We start from the raw sequence: 21003 nt of genomic DNA, 5'->3' as shown, positions 1-21003 counted from the left end.
CATAATAATGTCTTCACTTACATAGGATGAAATTTCGTTTTAACCCCTACTAAAATTAGACCGATTTTAAATATTAGCCTTAACTTCTCTTTAATAGGTTTTTCATTTTTATTTCAGAATTTAATTGTAATTTGCACCTAATAATCACTTTCCGCAAACCATTGATTGTCAATCATCTATTTTTCCAAAAAACGATTTCAACTCCTGAAATAGAGCTTTTTATTCAATAAAATTCGATTATGCGCACCCAGTTTTATATTATTTCGACTATTTCCCTATTGATATCCCTTGCCCTTGGATTTTTTCTGAGTTCAAATTGGTATGTAGTTTCTGCAATTGTTTTGGCATTTACTATTCTGGGATATTATGACATTTCCCAGACACATCATACTGTTATGCGTAATTATCCCGTATTGGGAAGATTGCGTTACGTGCTGGAGGAATTACGACCAAAAATGTACCAGTATTTTATCGAATCTGATATCGACGGACGTCCCTTTAACCGAGTGGATCGTTCTACTGTTTATCAAAGAGCAAAGGCGGTTCGTGATACCATCCCTTTCGGTACGCAACTGGACGTTTATGCCGAAGGATACGAATGGATCTGTCACTCCATTGCCCCAAAGGCTTTTGATACTCTAGATCATGACCCGCGGGTGATGATTGGAAATAAGGATTGTAAGCAACCTTATTCTGCAAGTATCCTAAATATTTCTGCAATGAGTTTTGGTGCCCTTAGTGCCGCCGCTGTTGAGTCTTTGAACGCCGGTGCCAAAATTGGAAATTTTGCACATAACACAGGTGAAGGTGGTTTAAGTGATTACCACTTAAAACACGGGGGAGATTTAATCTGGCAAATTGGCACGGCTTATTTTGGTTGCCGAGATGAACACGGAAATTTCAATCCCGAACTTTTTGCCGAGAAAGCAAAGCTGCCAAATGTGAAAATGATCGAGCTTAAGATTTCACAAGGTGCTAAACCTGGACACGGTGGTATCCTGCCGGCTGAGAAAAACTCAGCTGAAATCGCCAAGATCCGACACATCAAACCACATACTAGAGTTAATTCGCCACCATTTCACTCTGCTTTCAACAATCCATTGGAAATGGTCAAATTCATTAAAGAGCTGCGTGACTTATCTGGAGGCAAGCCTGTTGGGTTTAAATTGTGTATTGGTTATAAGAGTGAATTTATTGGCATCTGCCAAGCTATGGTTGAACTGGATATTTATCCAGACTTTATTGCGGTTGACGGTGGTGAAGGTGGAACTGGAGCCGCTCCTCCAGAATTCAGTAATTATGTAGGTGCTCCATTAATAGATGGACTTGATTTTGTCCATAACATCCTAAGAGGGATGGGTATCCGTCAGCATATTAAAATAATTGCTTCGGGTAAAATTACATCTGCCTTTCACGTGGCACGTGCTATTGCTTTAGGTGCAGATTCCTGTTATCAGGCCCGCGCCATGATGTTGGCATTGGGATGCATCCAGGCCTTATTATGTAACACCAACAAGTGCCCTACGGGAATAACCACTCAAGATCCAAAATTGACAAAAGGATTGGTGCCCGAGGATAAAAAAGTACGAGTGGCCAATTATCACGAAAAAACCATTAAGAATTTCGTAGAACTTTTGGGTGCTTCTGGACTGGACGAAACCAAAAATCTGACCCGTTCTCATATTTATCGTCGTATTTCTTTTAATGATATGATAACTTATGAGGAACTGTTTCCTTCCATTAAACCAGGCTGCATGTTAAACGGTGAGATTCCAGAAAAATATAAACTGGATTTTGCCTTTTCAGATATGACCCGATGGGGAGTGCACCCTGAGGTGGTATTTTAAAAAAGGAAATCTTACCTGAATTAATCTTGGCTTCTTTTGTAAACAATTTTCAAAATGTTTACGAAAGAAGCCATCTTTTTTGAAACTGTTTGATTTGAGTGATGATAGGGCAAACTGATAAATATCAGTTTTATGAAATAGTGGTAAAAAACATTCAATTCTATTTATCCTTAATCTAAATAAGCAGTAAATTTGCACTCAAATAAAAAAAATCAAAATCTATGAAAAAATTAGTTTTATTAAGTGTTATTGTTTTTGGATTAATACTAACCTCATGTTCCAATGATGATAATGATGATGTTATTAAGGAGGAGGTAACTCTTGAAGGCGATTGGAGGGTAACCAATATCGATTTTTCAGTTATGACCGAAGGTGGGTTTCCTGCCAGCGATGCATGTATCTGGGAACTGGTAACTGGTTTTGAATTCCATGCCGATAAATCTTTTTATTATATTTTAGGTGATCTTGACAGGCCACTATTCGACCCATACGCTCAAGATTATTGGACTTGGTCTGGTGATACAGATGGATTTACCATCAACCAAACCAATCCAAGAAACCCACCGTATAGCTTCGCTCTAACTCCCGTACAGATTGGGATCGACAATACTGGAGATAAACCAGTATTAACTTTTGAGGCCGAATTATCAAATGGTTCCTATGCGTCTTTCAGATTGGTAAAAGAAGCAATCGACAAAACTAAATTCCCAGCAGTTACAGACCCTGATGGAAATACGTACCAGTGCGGTTTTTTTGATTAAATAAGTAAAATACAATTAGAATAAGGTTCTTTTCCAGAACCTTCAATATTCAATCGGGCGCATCTCAATCTCCTATCTAATATGATCGGAAAAGTTGCGCTCGATTAAATATATAACAAGCGCTTTAATTATCTCCCCTTTCTATGCTAAGGAATTTTTCGGCACTTTTCTTACTTCTTTTTGTCCAGATTACCTTGGCCCAGAATACCGAGATAATCCGGGGAAAAATAATAAATTCTCTAGATGAACAATTGGAAAACATAACCATTCATCTTGTAGAAACCAATACCGTAGTGCAGACGGATAGTGAAGGAAAATTTATTTTTAAAAACCTCGCACCTGGAATTTACAATTTGTTTGCTGTTTATGATGGATTCAATTTTCCAGTAGAAACAGTGGTAGTTGTTTCCGGTTCTGTTTCGGAGGTAATTCTTCATTTAGGTACGATGAATTATAGCTTAGAAGAAGTGATGTTGCAAACACTCACCGTCAGCGAAAAATTAAAAAACAGCGCCATTAAAGCAGATGTTATTCCGGTGGAAGCAAATACGAGACGAGCCAACTCTGTTGAGGATTTAGTCAACAAAAGTCCGGGGGTGAAAATTAGAAATGTTGGCGGTCTTGGATCTGCGAGCAATATTATCGTGGGAGGATTTTCCGGGAATGCCGTAAAGTTTTTATATGATGATATTCCAATAGACTATATGGGTTCCAACTTTGGATTGACCAAAATTCCCACTAACGCCATCAGCCGAGTAGAAGTTTATAAAGGGGTTCTACCTACAAAAATTGGAGTAGATGCATTGGGAAGTGCAATTAATATTGTTCCAAAAACCAGTACAAAAACATCAGGAACGGTTTCGTATGAAACTGGGTCTTACAACACGCATATCGCCACTGCGAATGCAAATATCAAGTTGAATAAAAACTTATTCCTAGGGATCAACAGCTTCTATAACTATTCAAAAAATGATTATAAGGTTGATAACCTTCCTTATAAAGATCCAGGTACCGGTCAGGTTACTTATATCCGTGAACGGTTGTTTCATAATGGATTTAACCAACACTCACTAGAATTCTCGCTACAAGCACGGGAATTGACCTGGGCGGATTTAATTGAGCTTAAAGTGAATTCTTATGGATTGGAAAAAGATATTCAAAACGATCAATTTTCAAGAGCGCGGCCTTTCGGTGAGGTTTATAGAAAGGAACATGGCAATTTTATTCCGTCGCTTAAATACAAAAAACATTTTTTTGAAAACAAACTGAGTTTAAACCAGTTTTTGGTCTATAGCAATCTTGATTTTGAGATTTTCGATCAGGCAAAGAATGTTTATTACGATTGGAAAGGGATTTCACATAAAACAAATTCAGGGTCTGAAATGGGAAATATTCTCCTTAAAAATGGCTACCTTCATAACAGCTTTGAACAGTTTACTTCCCGGACCAATCTCAATTACTTGATAAACAATTATTTCCAGATAGAATCGAATACCGTTTTAAGTCTCTATAACCGAAAATCTAATACCGGGGATTTAAATCCAGAAGGAACAGATTATGACAAAGTTATAACCAATCTTGCTTTGAATTCACAGTTTTTCGATCAAAAGTTGGAATCGAATACACAGCTAAAATATTTATCCGGTCACTTTGCAGGACAATATAATGCCTCTGATAATCCATTGGAAAACGATATTGTGGACAGAGAAGTGACAAACAGTGGAGTTAGTTTTTCACAAGCATTGAAATACAACATAAATCCCAACAGCTATATTCGGGCTTCGTACGAAAACACTTTCCGCCTGCCAGAACAACAGGAATTGTTTGGCGACAACAATTTTATAATAGCAAATTATGAATTGACTCCAGAGGAAAGCAGGAATATAAACTTGGGATATACGTATGCCACAATAAAATATGGATTTGAAATAAATACCTACTACCGGAATACCCAGAATTTAATCCGTCTAAAAGATCTAAACCAATATCAGGCGAAATATCTTAATCTTGACAACGTTAAGGGGTTAGGCGTCGAGTTACAGGCTAATTATGAACCAGTCGATAATTTATTATTATCTGGAAATTTAACTTGGAATGATTTCCGTCTTCAATCATCAAGAGATAAATATTTAAACAACCAGCATTTTAAAGATGCACGCGTGGCCAATATGCCATTCTATTATGGAAACCTAAGCGCTTCTTATAACCTGAAGGAAATATTAAAGCTTACGAGTGATTTTTCTTTTTTCTGGGATTATTCATACGTACACCAATATTATCTCGATTATATAGAAAAGCAGTTTGAACCGGATGGATTTCTAGGCCTGTTTGGCACGTCAAAAATCAATACCAGTAGGATAATCCCTAATCAACATACCCATAATGCTGGTTTTATCTATGTTCGTGACTTTACCAAACAGAGTGTATCTTTTAGTGCAGAGCTTAAAAATATTTTTGATGCCGACATTTATAACGAATTCAAAATGCAGAGTCCAGGCAGACATTTTAGAGTTAAAATAACTTTTAGTTTCTGAGTTTATGAGGTTTTCAATAGTAAATAAGGTTTTTTGTGCATTGCTCTTTTTGATATTGAGTTCTTGTCACGTGGACAACCTGGATGATCAGAACAAAAACCCGAAAACCGATTATTCATCCTTTAATTACGTTTTAGCAACTGAAGATGCCTCCACGGCCGATATCACCCGTTTTTTTAGTTTTAACCTTGCTGGTATTGACAGAAATAAAACATACGACCTAATTCAGGATAACGGCATATTTATCAATTCTGATCCATCTACCTCTTCGGGACATCATTCGTTCAAAAATTTCATTTTTAGTATGGCCAAAGATAAAAATGGCTACTCCTCCACTCCAGGCCTTTTTAGACTTACCCTGAATACTTCAAATCAAATTTTTATTGATAGCGAAATATATATTGGAAAGGAAAATCTGTTCCCTTCGCGTAAATTGGCATTGGTTAACGACCATCTTGGTTTTTATTATAATGAAGACAGTGGCGGACAGACCATTCAATCCTTCGATCCGTTGACAATGACATTAAAAGAGGAATTGGACCTCCGCCCTTTCATTAAATCCTTTCGTCCCGATGCCGCATTTGAAGATGAATTCGGGAACAATTTAGTTAGAACAGGTTCTTTGGTTATGGATTATAAAGAGGACAAACTTTATGTAAGTGTCGTTTTTCTGGAAGATCCCAGTTTTAATCTAATTGCAGAATCGGAAGAGAATTTCTATTTGGCCGTAATAGACATTCCCAGTTTTAGTTTTGAGAAAATAATCCAATATCACGGTGCAAAAACTGTTGGATTTTTTGTTTCAGAAAACAATTCCACAGTCAAGGACGAAGCTGGAAATCTTTATTTCTGTTCTTGGGGCTGGAACCAGTTCAACAAACATAACCCTTCAAAAGTTTTTAGGATTAAAGCGGGCGAAACGGAATTTGATCCAAATTGGGAAATCGATATTGAATCCTTGTTTGGTGAAGGTAGGATTGCACAGTCTATTGCTTCGTACAATAACAAATTGTATTTACATATTTCCCAAGAGCCTTATCTTTTCGAATCCAGTGAGGAAGTAGAAACCAGAAATGGCTTAAAACTGTCCTACTACGAGTTTGACACCAATTCGCCAAACAGTTATACGAAACTAGATATTCCTTCATCCAATCCATCTTCACGTATGAATGTATTCAACATTGTTGACGACAAGTTGTTTATGGCAGTTCCCAATGCAATTTCCCCGAACTTTAATGGCGTGTATTCAATTGACCGAAGTGGAACTATTATGAAGGAAATGCAGATAGCTAATAAATATAGACCGACGAGGTTTTATAAGTTGGGGAATTGAATTATACTTAAACACAAATAAAAAAGACCAAACAGAACTTTTACTTCATTTGGTCTTTTAAATGAAAAACTTTTAAAAAAAAATCAAGTATTCAAAGTAAAGAACACAAACTTGGAACTTAGAACTTCGAACCTGGAACTCGCAACTTAAAACCCAAAACAATCCTCCAGCCCTTAGTCCTCAACCTCTTCCAAGGCACGTTTTGATTTTCTGTAGATATAATTTGGATAAATATTACGTTTTGCGAAACGATTGAGTTTATCGCTGTTTACCATCTTAATATAAAGTAATCTGGTAACTCCAAAATACTCGTAGGTTGACCCATCCAAATAATTAATTTCCAAGACCATACCCTTGTGCTGGAAATCGGCAATACCTGAATTGTTGATGGTTTCTTTATATTCCTCCAAATTGGCAGCTTTGGTTTCGGGAGCAATACTTACCAAAAAATGATATCCATCTATTATTTTACGGCTGTTAACTTCTGCTTCTTCTTGAAGGGCATCTCCATCTTGAAATTTATCTGGGTGCCATTCTTTTACTAAATTCCGATAGCTGGTTTTAAGGGTTTTTAAATCTATTTGCTTTTCAACCCCAAAGAGTTTTTTGTATTCGTTGATACGTCTCATCTATTAATTTCTATTTTATAAAGAGAAAAATGAATCCGATTTATGCATTGATTTATAATTCGGTATGTTCCATTTTTCGAGGGCGCGAAAGTACGGTATTTTTATGAATAAATTAGAAATACTTTGAAGAAGGCATTTAAACTAATTCAGTTTTGTCCGGGAAAAGATACAGGACCCGCCCGTACCCAAAAGGCACTTTCGGGCAAGTCGCTTCGCTAAAGGAACCATGAACCACAACTAAAGCGTACAAACATTGGAGATATGACTCTTAAAAGTTAAAGAAAGTCGAAATTATGATATTTCGGTTTTGTTCCTAAACAAATTGAAAAAGAGTGTCATATTACGGAATCTCCCGAAAGTCTTTATTGGTCTGACTTCTACGGGATCATCCAATTTTAATAGGACAACAATGAAAAATAAGGCGATAGCCCAAATCCTTAAGGGTCAGAATATTCAAATTAATGATAATCATTCGGCTCAATATGGATTAAAACCTGACCCAAATTGGGGATTTTCTTTTTTAAATAATCCTTTAGCTGATGCGAAATATCATGACCTACCCTAACTGTGACTTCACTATCGACCATGGCGTGCAGATCTACGTGGAATTTCATTCCAGACTTTCTAATCATACATTTTTCCGTTCCCAAAACTCCTGGCACTTCCATTGATCTTTCTCTGATTTCTTCTATTAAATCATCATAAAGTTGCTCGTCCATTATCTCGCCCAACGCTGGCCTTAAGATTAAATAACTGTTATATAGAATAAATGCGGAGGCGAACAATGCTGCCCAATCATCGGCATTTTCGTAACCCTCTCCCATTATTACCGCAACGGAGATTCCGATGAAAGCCATTATAGAGGTAATCGCGTCACTTCTGTGGTGCCAGGCATCTGCTCTAAGCGAGGTGCTATTTGTCTGTCTGCTTTTTCTTATTACTATTTGAAAAGAAACTTCCTTCCAAATAATAATAACCGCCAGAACTATTAGCGTCCATGCTTTAGGAGCCGCATGCTGGGTTTGGATGTTTTGAATACTCGTGTAAGCAATTAACGTAGCCGAAATAACCAAAAATGCCACCACTCCAAAGGTTATTAAAGGTTCGATTTTTCCGTGACCATAAGGATGGTTATCGTCTGCAGGTCGCTTGGCATATTTAAATCCTACCAAAACCAAAAATGAAGAGACAATATCCGTTGTAGATTCTATAGCATCTGCAATAAGGGCATACGAATTCCCAAAGAATCCCGCGAGACCCTTTATTATAGCCAAGCAGGTATTGGCTATAATACTGAAATAAACTGTCCGTATGGCGGTTTGTTCATTATTCATCTAAACCATTAAAGTAATTTCCATCAAAGATAACTCCATTCTAAAAAACCTCGACCTTCTATGCTTTAAAGAATAATTTCAGAATAAAAATCGGACGCAAAAAATATTTCAGTAATTTCGAACCCAAACTTAATTCCATGCAAAACCTCCTATTTTTTTTAAGTATTTTCTTCACCTTTTCTTGCTTTTCCCAAGATTATAAACCGTTGTTGGACAATTTTAACGAATGGCAATTTACTTATTGCTATACGGGATGCCTAACCGATATGTACCGTACAGATGGAGATACCTTAGTGGATGGAAAAGCATATAAAATTCTGGATGGTTACCATTATATCTCCCGAACATTCCTACTTCGGGAAGAAGTGGAATCACGAAAGGTGTATTTGAACTTGGCGGCTGCAAGCGGAAACACAGAATATCTTTTATATGATTTTTCCTTGAATGTTGGAGATTCTATCGACATTAAAAATCCGATCACTCCTTTTCCTGCTGATGGTGGATTTTATAAAGTTGATTCAATCGTTCCAAGACCTTTGGTAGATGGAAACGAATACCGCCATTTTTATCTTTCCCCAACTCCAAGCAATCCCATAAGTTCAACCCCGGCTGTTTGGATAGAAGGAGTGGGCTCGCTATCCCTCATAAATGCTCCCGGAGGTTTTCCGAATATAAATGGCGTGGGAATCCTTACCTGTTTCTTTAAAAATGGAGAACTTTTCTTTTCAAAAAGAGAAGATTGTGAATCTATGATTTTAGGTACACCGCAAAATGCTCTAAATGATGTAATTGTTACTACCAACTTCAAGGATGGAAATTGTAGAATTTATAATGCCGAAAAAATTAGTTCCCTAGAAGTTTTTGATCTTAACGGAAGGAAATTGATCGCTTTAAAATCCGCGAATCAAGAAGAAATAACGGTAGATTTTTCAAAATTTCCCACAGGAACGTATTTCATCTTGGCACATTCAACCAATTTTGAAAAGAAAGTTTTTAAAGTACTTCATAAATAATACTTTAATATAAGAACAATATTTCTTCGTAAGATAAATAAAGGCGTAACAATTTCCCCCGGTTGCCTACTAACACAATTCAAACATCAACTATAAACCATCACAATATGCTTTCTATTAAAAACCTTAATAAAACCTATCCAAATGGGACACAAGCGTTAAACGACGTAAACCTTGAAATCCACAACGGAATGTTCGGACTATTAGGACCTAACGGTGCAGGAAAATCCACTTTAATGAGAACCATTGCCACTCTACAAGTTGCAGATAGTGGCTCCATTGAATTTGATGGAATAGACGTTTTTAGCCAACCGGAGGAATTGAGAAAGGTATTGGGGTATTTGCCACAGGATTTTGGGGTATATCCCAAAGTTACCGCAGAAATGATGCTGGATCATATTGCCAAAATTAAGGGAATCCACAGCACCGCTGATCGCAAAGCTTATGTAGCAGATTTATTAAATAAGGTGAATCTCTATAAATTCAGAAAAAGAAATCTGGGTGATTATTCTGGCGGAATGCGGCAGCGATTCGGAATCGCACAAGCGTTGATAGGAAATCCCAAATTAATTATCGTGGACGAACCAACCGCAGGACTGGATCCTTTGGAACGCAATCGGTTCCACAACTTATTGAGCGAATTGGGCGAAAATGCAGTGGTTATTCTATCTACCCACATTGTGGATGATGTGGTTAATCTATGTACGAATATGGCTGTATTTAATGACGGACGTGTGGTGGTTCAAGGACATCCACAGGAATTGACCCAATCGTTGAACAATAAAATTTACCGTAAACGAATTGAAAAAGACGAAATCGAAAGATATCAATCAGAATATACGGTGCTATCAACTTATTTGCGAAGTGGAAATATGAATGTGAATGTTTTCAGTGAAACCCATCCTGGAGAAGGTTTCGAGGCAGTCAGCAATAATTTGGAAGATTTTTATTTCTACAGTATTAACCAACCACAAACCGTATAATCATGTTAGAGATCTTTTTATTCGAACTGAAATATCGGTTTCGGCGACCTGCGACCTACATCTACATTGCGTTGATGTTTCTTATTCCACTTTTATTGAGCGTTTTTACTGATTCGGTTACGGCACAATATACCAACAGCCCCAATGCCATTGTTGGTATCTTGGGGGGAATGAGCATTATTAGCTTATTCTTTTATGCAGCTATTATGGGTGTAGCCGTGTATCGTGATGAGGAACATAGAACGGCACAGACTTATTTTACATTTCCCATTTCAGAAAAAAATTATATCCTGGGAAGGTTCTTCGGAAGTTTTACCATTGTAACCATTATGAACATTGCGGCTGTTTTAGGTGCAATTATCGGTTTCGGTATGGGCGCATTTTTAGAACGTCCAGATTACGGCACCTATACTTCCTTCGATTTTACCGCCTATTTTCAGCCCTTTATATACTTATTGACTTTCAACGCCTTTTTTATAGGAAGTTTGTTTTTCTGTTTAATGACGTTTTTCAAACGGATGTCGATTTTATACTTGGGAGGAATTGTAATCCTGATCCTAACCATCGCATCCGGGCAATTATTATCAAGCTTGGACACCGAATGGATGAGTATATATTTTGATCCTTTTGGTGAAAAAGCATACTCCTATATCACTAAATATTGGACGGTAGATGAGCTTAACAATAGCCAGCTATCACTCTCAGGGAAATTTGCTTTAAATAGATTATTATGGTTGGGAATTTCATTTTTGATTTTCTTTTTCACCTTATTTAAATTCTCTTATAAGGGATTTTTGACCACTTCAAAAAAGAAATCGGTTAAAGAAGGAAAAGAAGAATATGTTCCGTCTTCCTTTATCCCCAATATCACCCAGGTCTTTAATGCCGAAGCACGACGGGAAAATCTTCTTTCTTTAAGTAAAATCGAATTCCTTTCTATCGTAAAGGAAACCGTGTTTATCATCTTGATTGTAATAGGAATTATCGTTGCAGGATTTATCACCTTTCAATCCAATCAAATTTACGGCACTCCTTCCCTACCCTTAACCCGTTATATGGTGTCGCAGATTTCAGGTGGGCTTTCTTTGTTTTCGGTAATTATTTTGGTGATTTATGCTGGCGAAGCAGTGCACAGAACCAGACAGAACAAAACATTTGAATTCTATGATGCCTTGCCGGTTAGCAATTTTACCCTATATCTCTCAAAAATAATTGCATTAATGGGTGTCGCCGTGGTTTTGACATTATTGAATGTAGTTGTAGGAATTTTATACCAAACTTTTAACGGCTATTTTCATTACGAAGTGGATGTTTATTTAATTTTTAATTTCACTACAATTTTTCCCTCATATGTAATGACCGTGCTTTTGGCATTTTTTATCCACGTTTTGGTGAACAATAAATTCCTTGGACATTTTCTGGTTATTATAATTTATATAGGTCTTCCACTTCTCTTCACCCTAGCATTTAAAACAACAAATCCCCTAGTTATTTTTGGTGGTACTCCCAGCGGATTTTTAAGCGATTTAAATGGATTTGGTCATTACCTATTCGGTAGTTTTTGGTTAAATCTATATTGGATCCTATTTACAGGAATTCTGGCAACGATTGGCATCTTATTTTGGAATCGAGGTTTTCTTTCCTCGGCAAAAGAACGACTACAGATCGCAAAAAAACGCTTTAGCGGAAAAACATTGGGAATAATGCTGTTTTTTATCTTGGCTTTTGTTTCGGTAGGAGCTTATAGTTATTACAATTTAAAGGTTTTGAACCAGTTGGAAAATGGTGATTATAGCAACAGAATCAGTGCGGAAGCTGAGAAGAAGTACGCTAAATACATTGACAAGCCCCATATTCAAGTCATCGATCTAAAAGCGTTTATCGATATTTTCCCAGAAGAAAGAGATGTTGTGGCAAAGGGTGAATTTAAGGTGATCAACAACTTTGACACGCCTATTGACACCTTATTTATGGAGATTAAATTTCCTATTGCCGACACTAAAATCACAAAAGTGGTTTATAATGGTCAAGAGCTGGAACCTTTTGAAAGAGATGAAGACTATCGGGCTTTTATTTATAAACTGCCAGAAAGTTTGCAACCTGAAGAAACTGCTTCCTTGGTAATTGAAACAAAAGCTACGACCCACGGCTTTTCCTCAGATAGCGAAACTGCAATCTTGGGGAATGGTACATTTTTTAGGGATGATATTTTTCCTTCCTTTCATTACGAACGGGTTTTGTTGGAAAATGGAGCACGGAAAAAATATGGCTTGGAAGAACTAGATTATATTCTTTCATCAAGAACAGATAGTACGGCACTTCGTAAAAACTTATTTAATGAAGATGGCGACTATCTCCATTTTGAAGCGGTTGTAAGTACCAAAAAAGGACAAGTTGCCGTGGCTCCCGGAAAGCTGACAAAACATTGGGATGAGGATGACAGAAGTTATTTTCAGTATAAACTGGAAAATAAAACCGATTATTTCTTCAGTTTTGTTTCTGCGGCCTATGAAATTGAAAAAGATAGTTGGATAGCTCCGAGTGGGAAAAAGGTAGATATAGAAATCTACCATTCTCCAAAACACAATAAAAACTTGGAATATTTTATCAAAGGGATAAAAGTGGCGTTGGATTACAATTCGAAAAACTTTTTGGAATATCCATATTCGGTGATTCGTGTGATAGAATTTCCAGCCTATGCAACTTTTGCACAATCTTTTGCGACCACAATTCCGTACTCTGAGGACTTTGGTTTTGCGGCCGATTTTTCAAAAGCAGATAGCTATAATTATGCTTTTAGAATTACTTCTCACGAAGTAGCACACCAATGGTGGGGCCATATCGTAACTCCCAGCAAAACTTCCGGGGGAAATATTATTTCAGAAACCCTTGCGGAATATACTTCCTTAATGACGATGAAGCATGAATACGGGGAGAACGCAATCAAAACTTTCCTAAAAAGTTCATTGGATAAATATCTGGCAGGCAGAAAGTTCAGTTTTAAACCTGAAAGAGCCTTGATAGATGTAGAAACCGGTGGACATATTTGGTATGAAAAAGGTTCTATGATTATGTACGATCTTCAAGATGCCATGGGCGAGGATGTACTCAATAAAGGATTAAAAAACTTTATGAATGAATATAAATACAATGAAAAAGGCTTTTATCCCACTTCGGAAGATTTATATAAAGCGATTCACGCCGTAACGCCCGATTCCCTTAAATATAAAATTGATGACGGTTTTAAGGAAATTGTACTTTATGAAAACAGGGTTATGGATGCCAAAACAAAAGAATTGGCAAATGGAAAATGGGAAACCACTTTTACCGTAAATAGTCAAAAAATCTATTATGATAATACGGGACGAGAAGAGAAAATTGACAATAAGAAAAACCTTGTCGATATAGGTTTATTCGGCGAAGATATCGTGAATAACGAGGGTGTCACCATAAAAAATCCTTTGTATTTTGAATTGAAATGGTTAAAGCCGGGAGATAATACTTTTACGATAGTCACCGATAAAAAACCATTAAAAGCCGGGATTGATCCTTATAATAAGTTGATTGACAGAAATTCGGATGATAATTTGAAGACGGTGGAATAGGAAGGGGTTCAGGTTTCAAGTTCCGAGTTTTACGGAAAAGATTAAATACCAACAAACCTAAAATATTCCAACAACACAGCGTCATTGACCGTTGAAGGTGTAAATATCTCCAACAAAGACGGACCGTTTTCTGAGCCGAAAAAATCCTTCACTTTTTCTCTTAAATCCTCTTTGTCATTGATGACTGCATAATTAAAACCAAACATTTCCGAAAGTTGCTTTGCGCTTAGGCTATGTTTGGTTTCAAAATAAGTGTCGAACAATTCTGAATCTTTATCTCCTGGGAGAATTCTGAAAATACCCCCTCCTCCATTATTGACAACCACAATTTTGAAATTACTTGGAATACAATCATTCCATAAACCGTTGCTGTCATAAAAGAAACTGAGATCGCCAGTTAAAAAAACGGTAGGCAATTTTGAAGCATAGGCTGCTCCTACTGCCGTGCTTGTGCTACCGTCAATCCCACTAGTCCCCCGATTGCAGAAAACCTCAACCGAACTGGGAATATCGAAAAGCTGTGCATAACGGATTGTAGCGCTATTGCTCAATTGAAGTTGAATATTTTGGGGAAGTTCACTTAGCACCGTACAAAAAACCATAAAATCAGAATAGGGAATCTGAGTTTCATAAATTTCGTGCCGGGCTAATCGATAATTTTTAATTTGAAGCCAGTGCTTTTTATATTCAGACGCTACTTCTACTGTCTTCGGAAGGAATTCAGCACAAAACTCATTTATGCTTCCTTTAAAATGCTGATCCAATGCAAAAAAAGTATCGTATGCTCTTTTGGAATCTATGTGCCAATGGGTTTTGGGGGGAAAGGTCCGTAAAAATGACTTTATCTTTTTGGAAACTATCATTCCTCCGAAAGTGAGCAAAACCTCAGGCTGTAACAATTTAAAATCATCTTCGGTGAGCGGAGCAATCAGTTGATCAATAGCCGAAATAAAATTCGGATTATGGAGGTTAGACGTGGTTTCGGTCAAAACCAAAACACTTTCGTCATTTGCAAGTTGTTCTACAAACCTTTGCTCCAAACTATCGGGAGCTAAAACTCCTACAAGGATCATTTTTCGTTTACTGCTGTTCCATTGCTCCACAAAATCCGTAAACACTTCTTGAGAAATATTTTCTCCGGAAGAAATTATCGGCAATCTTGGTGGTACATTCTGCGGCCATACCAATTGATGCTCGGTGGTTTTATAAAGAGGTTCAGAAAACGGAATATTTATATGCACAGGACCATTAAGCTCATAAGCAGTATTCAGGGCAATGTTTATTTCTGTTTCATTATGCACCTGAAATTCCTCTCCTTCTTTACAATTGGCACTGTATAGAATAAGGTTTTCAAATACATTTTCCTGGCGGATGGTTTGCCCATCTCCTATGTCTATAAATTCGGCAGGTCTGTCTGCGGAAAGGACCACTAGCGGAATATCGCTATAAAAGGCTTCTGCAATAGCTGGATAATAATTCAGCAACGCCGAGCCAGAAGTACAAACAACCGCAACGGGTTTTTTAAGTTGCTGCGCCATTCCCAAGGCGAAGAAAGCCGCACTGCGTTCATCGACAACGCTAAAACATTTAAATTTGGGATGTTCGCCGAATCCGATGGTTAACGGAGCATTACGGGATCCAGGAGAAATAACGATATGATTGATGCCCTTTTCCAAGCATAATTGTACAAGGGTCTGCGAGAGTAATTTTGTGGAGAATTTCATTAAAGCAAAGGTACGAAGACGCGCAAAATTTTAAAGCATTGGCTGCAATACTTGTAGCATAGTCTGCATTTTATTTTGGGTTTCCTTCCACTCCTCTTCTGGATGAGAATCTGCCGTGATTCCTCCACCTACAAAAATAGATGCCGTTTCATTTTCAATTTTCATACATCTTAAATTGACCATTAACGTGGCAGAAGCGTTATCTTCTTCAATGGGACCGAGAAAACCAGTATAAAATTCGCGTGGATATCCTTCGTTTTCAATAATATAATCCCTGGCATATTTTTGAGGCGTACCGCAAATAGCAGGTGTAGGATGCAATGCCCAGGCAATCTTGGCTAGAGCTCCCTCCTCTTCACCCAATTTTCCCGAAATATCTGTACAAAGATGTAAAAGCGAACCAGCGCGATGATTTCGGGTTTCAGAGACTTCAATGTCATTTACAATTCCGTTTAGATTTTCTAAAATTGCTTCAGTCACGAAATGCTGTTCCTCCATTTCCTTTTTACGCCAAGTAATCTCTCCCGAAGTGTATGGCTGGGTTCCTGCCAATGCCATGGTTCTAAATTTGTTCTGTTCAATATTGACAAGGATCTCAGGCGTTGCTCCACACCAAATTCCCGTTTTGGGATGAAACCAAACATATCTAAATGCGGTTGGATAAGCAGAGAAAAGACGTTCTACCAAACTTGCTATCGAAAAATCGGAAAGTTGAAAATCCTTCTTTCGTGATACGACAATCTTTGCTGCATCCCCTTTTTGGATGGTGTCTATTGTTTCAGAGATAAATTCTTCATAAGCAATTCGATCGCTTTCCAATTCTGAAACTTCAACCCGCTCCTTCTCTATTTCAGAAATTTTAAAATATGTTTCAAAGCTTTCTGATTCGTTTTTAGGAATAAGATAACTTTCCAAACGACTATCAAATGGAGATAACACAAAACCGTTATTGCTCAGAGAATCGTCGATATATAAGTTGTCGTTTTGCTGACAATAACAGCGAACAGTTTCACTGCTTGTTTTAGAAAAAATCACAAAGGGCAGTTTTTTCTCGTATTGCAGAGAAACTTTTTCAATCAGGGTCTTGAAATCCATCAATTGCGTTTTGGGAGAGTAATGGTGGTGAGTTTTACTAGGGAAACCAAGTCACCTTCTTCATTGGTGATCTTTATCTGCCAAAGTTGGGTGGTGCGACCTTTATGAAGAATACTGGCGTGCGCATATACATAGCCATCGCGTACACTTTTTACGTGATTGGCAGAAATTTCCAAACCACGGATAACGACTTCATCAGAATTTAAAAAGATAAATGCTCCCGCGCTGCCTACACTCTCTGCCAAAGCTACGGAAGCACCTCCGTGTAAAACTCCATCGGGTTGGTGGATTCTTGGGGTTACGGGCATTCGGGCTACCAAAAAATCATCACCCACATCGGTAAACTCGATATCTAGAGTTTCCATAAGGGTGTTTTTGCACATATTGTTGCAGGCAGTAAGGATTTCTGATTTGGTCATTTTTTGGGGTTTGGGATTGGGTGGTAAAAATACGAATTGGGATTTAGAATAGGGAGTGTTATTAAATGAGCGACTTTTCGGAGTAAGCAATTTCATTTTATATGTTAAAATTAATTATGGAAAATAAGTAACCGGTTTAACAAAGTATAAGTTTAGATAATCGCATTCAAAAGCAGACGAGAAAAGGTATTGGAAGATTCCATTATTTTAGCATTAAATAATCGATTGCTTTTTGTCTAATATTGCTATAAACCGATTTATAATCATCTTCAAGACAATAAATAAAGAATGGCCTATCTGGGCCATCCTTTGATATTTCCTTCATATTCCTCTTTTGAATTGTAATACTAAATCCAGAATCCTCATCAAATTTCTTGATTATATTTTCTAATTCAAGTAAACTTTGAGTGAAGGTTAATTTTAAAGAAAAGAAATTTTTGTCTTCATTTAATTCCTTTTGCAATTTATTTTGAGTTAATACCAAATATGGATTAGAATTAAATTCTGCTTGGTAAATGGATCCCCATACTTTTTGCATTCTATATGGATACTCCTCATCGGTTTGACTTCGGATCCCAATAATCTGAATTGAACAAAATTCAACAAGATTTACCCAATTATTTTCAGTAGCGAATGCTAACAATTCCGGTAAAACTTTTGAAAGCTTTTCATCTTCGTTCGATAACCTAATTATAAAATCTGAGGTTTTTATCTTTTGTTCTGAATTAACTTTGAAATTTGGAAGGCTATCTAGCCATTTGCCAATATGAATGGACTCTAGTCCAGAAGCTTCGGTATTAGAAGTTCCATTTCTGAAATAAAACTTTCCAGGTTCTAAACCTTTCATTTTCGTTGTTGGCGATAGTGGAACTTCATACTTGGTCACTGGAAATTCTAAAATTCCAAATAGTTTGCTTTTATAAGAAAGTGTATAATATTTAAAGCCTGGTGATGGAAATATTTTTGTTCTAGCCTTTTCTTGAAGAATTGAATCATCAATATTTTCCGAAATTCCTAATAAATCTAGAGAGCTATCCCCCATTTCTTTTATACCAAAAATTATATATGATGTTTCATTTCTTACTGTATTGCAAAAGGAAAGTATGTCTTTAATAAATTTTGAAGTTCCATCCTGATGATTCTGAAAATCGTAAAGTTCCTTTTTGAAATCCAAAACCGAACTTTCAGATTTCGATAATAATTTCTCAAATTCTATAACGGTAAGCATTGTTTATGATTTCTATTGAGGTTTGGAATTAAACATAAGGAGTTTTGAAAGAAGTTTTAAAAAAATAATAGGTTTTCTCTTCATGCAGATACTGAAGGTTATTTGGGTTTTAAAATCTGAGGACTTTTGATAATAACATTCTGCATCATCACCTTCTTCAAAACCCGTGTTGAATTATTCTGCGACCGTCTCTTTTCTGTACAAATAAACTTCTATATCAATTATTGAAGGTTCCATAGTCTTTTTAATCCCTTACTTTTGTAAACATACAAAATTGAACCCCACAAAATGAGCATCGAAAAACAGGTCTCCTACACCACTTCAAATAGCTATTCCACCCTAAATTCCTTCACCGAAAAGACGAAAAACGTCTGGATGGTTTTTCACGGCTTGGGCTATTTAAGCAAATACTTCATTAATTATTTCTCTGAACTCAATTCTGAAGAAAATTACATAATTGCGCCTCAAGCACCCTCCAAATACTATCAGGACAAACGCTTTAAACATGTTGGTGCTTCTTGGTTGACTAAGGAAAACACCATAATGGAAACTGAAAACGTACTTAATTATGTGGATGCAGTATTTGAAAACGAAATTACAGATGAAATTCCCAATCTAATCGTATTGGGATATTCTCAGGGAGTTTCAATCGCTGCACGGTGGATTGCGAAACGAAAAATTCAATGCAATATGCTGATTCTCCATTCAGGAGGTATTCCAGTGGAGCTGAAACCAGAGGATTTTGAATTTCTAGATCCTACTGCTAAGGTTATTTATCTTTATGGCGACAAAGACCAATACGTTACCGAAGCACGAAAAACCGAGGAACAATTAAAAGGAAGTAAACTTTTTAAAGACCGATTAAAAATAGAAGTGTTTGAAGGAATTCACAAAGTGAACAAGGAATTTCTGATGAAAATTTCCAAATGGGATTTTTCCAAATAACATTTCTTGAAATTTGGTGGCTCAAGTCGAATAAGCGATACCTTGTTTTGTTATTTTGTTTATTACCAGAGCGATGGCACCATCTCCGGTGACATTGCAAGCGGTACCAAAACTGTCCATAGCGATGTACAGGGCGATCATAAGCCCAATCATTTCTTCGTTAAAACCTAACATAGACTGCAACAAAGCTATCGCCGCCATAATCGCACCTCCGGGAACTCCTGGAGCTGCGATCATCGCAATTCCTAACATAGCTATAAATCCGGCAAATAGCGTGAAGGTAAATGGCATGCCTTCCAAAATCATTAATGCCATTGCGCAGGCGGTTATTTTCATGGTACTTCCAGACAAGTGTATGGTGGCACATAAGGGAATTACAAAACCTGCGATTTTATCGGAGACGCCATTCTTTTTGGTCTGTTCCAAGGTCACGGGAATCGTTGCTGCCGAAGATTGGGTTCCTAGGGCAGTAAAATAGGCAGGCATCATATTCGCCAACAAGCGGATGGGATTTTTCCCCACAATTGAGCCGGCTATTAAGTATTGTATTAGCAACAAGCCGATATGAAGAGCGAAAATAACCCCGATTATATTGAGAAAAACAGAGAGAATGGAATATACTTTTCCGCTATAGGCCATGCTTGCAAAAATTCCCAAAATAAAGAGTGGCAAAAGCGGAACAATCACATTTTCTATCAATTGCATTATGATGACTTGAAAATCCTTGACCACGGATTTCAAACTTGATTTTTCCTGATAGGATAACCCTAAACCAATTACAAATGCCAAAGCCAAAGCCGACATTACATCTAAAACTGGCGGAATTATTATACTGAAGTAAGGCGTTAGTTCCTTCCCAGTTTCGGCAATTTGGGCAGTAGCATCTACTTGAGAAGCCAATAGGGATGGAAATATGCTTGAAGCAGCAAAATAAGTCATAAAACCTGAAAAAAGTGTAGATCCATAAGCTATGGCAGCAGTTATTAAAAGTAACTTTCCTGCCCCCTTCCCAAGATCCGAAATGGCTGGCATAATCAATCCCATAATAATCAGTGGAATTGCAAAATTCAGGAATTGACCAAAGAAAGCATTGAAAGTTGTAAAAATTCTATTGACGGATTCGGGGAGATAAAGTCCGAAGATTATTCCGAAGACAATTGCTAGAAAAACCCTGAAAAGTAGATTGGAAAATAAGCGCTTCATAGATGACAGTCGTTAGGTGAAACTATGCACTTAGGTGCAAAACTTTCAGGTTGGAAAAATAATCTCGCCATAAGAGTTATTAAGTTATAGATTATTAAGTTATTAAGACGTGAGTTATTAAGTTATAGATTATTAAGTTATTAAGACGTGAGCTATTAAGTTATTGATTATTAAGTTATTAAGACGTTCACTCTAAACAACTGAAAAACTGAGTAACTGAGTAACTGAGTAACTGAGTAACTGAATAACTGGGTAACTAGGTAACTGAGTAACTGAGTAACTTAATAACCTAATAATGGTTTGTAATTTCATTGCGTTTTAAACCCTTCGATTTTTCAATCCATAGTGGT

General features: G+C 37.0%; 15 protein-coding genes. 8 read left to right on the top strand and 7 right to left on the bottom strand.

Features of this window, described 5'->3' with window-relative positions:
* The first annotated feature begins 239 nt into the window (after window positions 1-239).
* The 4 genes from EI546_RS01595 to EI546_RS01580 all read left to right on the top strand — a co-directional run bounded on the left by EI546_RS01595 (window position 240) and on the right by EI546_RS01580 (window position 6475).
* Entirely contained in the window at window positions 240-1847 is a 1608-nt protein-coding gene (locus tag EI546_RS01595) for an FMN-binding glutamate synthase family protein (protein ID WP_128248901.1), read from the top strand.
* Window positions 1848-2068: 221 nt separating this feature from the next.
* Window positions 2069-2608 carry a hypothetical protein gene (locus EI546_RS01590; protein WP_128248900.1) on the top strand — a complete coding sequence of 180 codons (540 nt, stop codon included), beginning with the start codon at window positions 2069-2071 and terminating at the stop codon, window positions 2606-2608.
* A 143-nt stretch (window positions 2609-2751) separates the two neighbouring features.
* Window positions 2752-5142, top strand: coding sequence for a TonB-dependent receptor (locus tag EI546_RS01585; RefSeq protein WP_128248899.1), 2391 nt, complete (start codon window positions 2752-2754; stop codon window positions 5140-5142).
* A 4-nt stretch (window positions 5143-5146) separates the two neighbouring features.
* The gene (locus EI546_RS01580) at window positions 5147-6475 is read left to right on the top strand and encodes a hypothetical protein (RefSeq protein WP_128248898.1); all 1329 of its coding nucleotides are present in this window, start codon (window positions 5147-5149) and stop codon (window positions 6473-6475) included.
* Window positions 6476-6648: 173 nt separating this feature from the next.
* On the opposite strand, the gene EI546_RS01575 is transcribed toward EI546_RS01580, so the two are convergent.
* Both EI546_RS01575 and EI546_RS01570 read right to left on the bottom strand, forming a co-directional pair.
* Window positions 6649-7104, bottom strand: a complete 456-nt coding sequence (locus EI546_RS01575; protein ID WP_128248897.1) for a KTSC domain-containing protein — start codon at window positions 7102-7104, stop codon at window positions 6649-6651.
* Between the two features lie 458 nt (window positions 7105-7562).
* Window positions 7563-8438, bottom strand: a complete 876-nt coding sequence (locus tag EI546_RS01570; RefSeq protein ID WP_128248896.1) for a cation diffusion facilitator family transporter — start codon at window positions 8436-8438, stop codon at window positions 7563-7565.
* Between the two features lie 137 nt (window positions 8439-8575).
* On the opposite strand from EI546_RS01570, the gene EI546_RS01565 reads away from it, so the two are divergent.
* The 3 genes from EI546_RS01565 to EI546_RS01555 all read left to right on the top strand — a co-directional run bounded on the left by EI546_RS01565 (window position 8576) and on the right by EI546_RS01555 (window position 14039).
* Window positions 8576-9451, top strand: coding sequence for a T9SS type A sorting domain-containing protein (locus tag EI546_RS01565; protein ID WP_128248895.1), 876 nt, complete (start codon window positions 8576-8578; stop codon window positions 9449-9451).
* Window positions 9452-9558: 107 nt separating this feature from the next.
* Window positions 9559-10434, top strand: coding sequence for an ABC transporter ATP-binding protein (locus tag EI546_RS01560; protein WP_128248894.1), 876 nt, complete (start codon window positions 9559-9561; stop codon window positions 10432-10434).
* Window positions 10435-10436: 2 nt separating this feature from the next.
* A complete protein-coding gene (locus EI546_RS01555; RefSeq protein WP_128248893.1) occupies window positions 10437-14039 on the top strand; it encodes an ABC transporter permease/M1 family aminopeptidase in 3603 nt (1200 codons plus the stop codon).
* A 41-nt stretch (window positions 14040-14080) separates the two neighbouring features.
* On the opposite strand, the gene menD is transcribed toward EI546_RS01555, so the two are convergent.
* The 4 genes from menD to EI546_RS01535 form a co-directional block, all read right to left on the bottom strand.
* Window positions 14081-15763 (bottom strand): 2-succinyl-5-enolpyruvyl-6-hydroxy-3-cyclohexene-1-carboxylic-acid synthase, encoded by a 1683-nt coding sequence (gene menD, locus EI546_RS01550; RefSeq protein WP_128248892.1) that lies wholly within the window; start codon window positions 15761-15763, stop codon window positions 14081-14083.
* A 30-nt stretch (window positions 15764-15793) separates the two neighbouring features.
* Window positions 15794-16858 carry an isochorismate synthase gene (locus tag EI546_RS01545; RefSeq protein WP_128248891.1) on the bottom strand — a complete coding sequence of 355 codons (1065 nt, stop codon included), beginning with the start codon at window positions 16856-16858 and terminating at the stop codon, window positions 15794-15796.
* Complete coding sequence (locus tag EI546_RS01540) at window positions 16858-17277, bottom strand: PaaI family thioesterase (RefSeq protein WP_128248890.1); 420 nt, start codon at window positions 17275-17277, stop codon at window positions 16858-16860. Before EI546_RS01540 ends, EI546_RS01545 begins: the two co-directional genes overlap by 1 nt.
* A 202-nt stretch (window positions 17278-17479) precedes the next feature.
* Window positions 17480-18451 (bottom strand): ATP-binding protein, encoded by a 972-nt coding sequence (locus EI546_RS01535; RefSeq protein ID WP_164905147.1) that lies wholly within the window; start codon window positions 18449-18451, stop codon window positions 17480-17482.
* A 342-nt stretch (window positions 18452-18793) separates the two neighbouring features.
* Here EI546_RS01535 and EI546_RS01530 point away from each other — a divergent pair, with 342 nt between their 5' ends.
* On the top strand, window positions 18794-19450 hold the full coding sequence (locus EI546_RS01530; protein WP_128248888.1) for an alpha/beta hydrolase: 657 nt from the start codon (window positions 18794-18796) through the stop codon (window positions 19448-19450).
* A gap of 21 nt (window positions 19451-19471) precedes the next feature.
* On the opposite strand, the gene EI546_RS01525 is transcribed toward EI546_RS01530, so the two are convergent.
* Window positions 19472-20653: a dicarboxylate/amino acid:cation symporter gene (locus EI546_RS01525; protein ID WP_128248887.1), complete on the bottom strand. Its 1182-nt coding sequence runs from the start codon at window positions 20651-20653 to the stop codon at window positions 19472-19474.
* Window positions 20654-21003: the final 350 nt, after the last annotated feature.

The sequence above is a fragment of the Aequorivita sp. H23M31 genome (assembly GCF_004022485.1).
In the GTDB taxonomy this organism is placed as follows: Bacteria; Bacteroidota; Bacteroidia; order Flavobacteriales; family Flavobacteriaceae; genus Aequorivita; species Aequorivita ciconiae.
The sequence above is the reverse complement of the archived record's forward strand: the minus strand, read 5'-3'. Positions and strand labels throughout refer to the sequence as shown.

Excerpts from the sequence above, each read along its gene's own strand:
- EI546_RS01585 (WP_128248899.1), top strand. The coding sequence starts at position 2,752 with ATGCTAAGGAATTTTTCGGCACTTTTCTTACTTCTTTTTGTCCAGATT.
- EI546_RS01590 (WP_128248900.1), top strand. The coding sequence starts at position 2,069 with ATGAAAAAATTAGTTTTATTAAGTGTTATTGTTTTTGGATTAATACTA.
- EI546_RS01575 (WP_128248897.1), bottom strand. The coding sequence starts at position 7,104 with ATGAGACGTATCAACGAATACAAAAAACTCTTTGGGGTTGAAAAGCAA.
- EI546_RS01560 (WP_128248894.1), top strand. The coding sequence starts at position 9,559 with ATGCTTTCTATTAAAAACCTTAATAAAACCTATCCAAATGGGACACAA.
- EI546_RS01525 (WP_128248887.1), bottom strand. The coding sequence starts at position 20,653 with ATGAAGCGCTTATTTTCCAATCTACTTTTCAGGGTTTTTCTAGCAATT.
- EI546_RS01580 (WP_128248898.1), top strand. The coding sequence starts at position 5,147 with ATGAGGTTTTCAATAGTAAATAAGGTTTTTTGTGCATTGCTCTTTTTG.
- EI546_RS01570 (WP_128248896.1), bottom strand. The coding sequence starts at position 8,438 with ATGAATAATGAACAAACCGCCATACGGACAGTTTATTTCAGTATTATA.
- EI546_RS01565 (WP_128248895.1), top strand. The coding sequence starts at position 8,576 with ATGCAAAACCTCCTATTTTTTTTAAGTATTTTCTTCACCTTTTCTTGC.
- EI546_RS01545 (WP_128248891.1), bottom strand. The coding sequence starts at position 16,858 with ATGGATTTCAAGACCCTGATTGAAAAAGTTTCTCTGCAATACGAGAAA.
- EI546_RS01555 (WP_128248893.1), top strand. The coding sequence starts at position 10,437 with ATGTTAGAGATCTTTTTATTCGAACTGAAATATCGGTTTCGGCGACCT.
- EI546_RS01595 (WP_128248901.1), top strand. The coding sequence starts at position 240 with ATGCGCACCCAGTTTTATATTATTTCGACTATTTCCCTATTGATATCC.
- menD (WP_128248892.1), bottom strand. The coding sequence starts at position 15,763 with ATGAAATTCTCCACAAAATTACTCTCGCAGACCCTTGTACAATTATGC.
- EI546_RS01540 (WP_128248890.1), bottom strand. The coding sequence starts at position 17,277 with ATGACCAAATCAGAAATCCTTACTGCCTGCAACAATATGTGCAAAAAC.
- EI546_RS01530 (WP_128248888.1), top strand. The coding sequence starts at position 18,794 with ATGAGCATCGAAAAACAGGTCTCCTACACCACTTCAAATAGCTATTCC.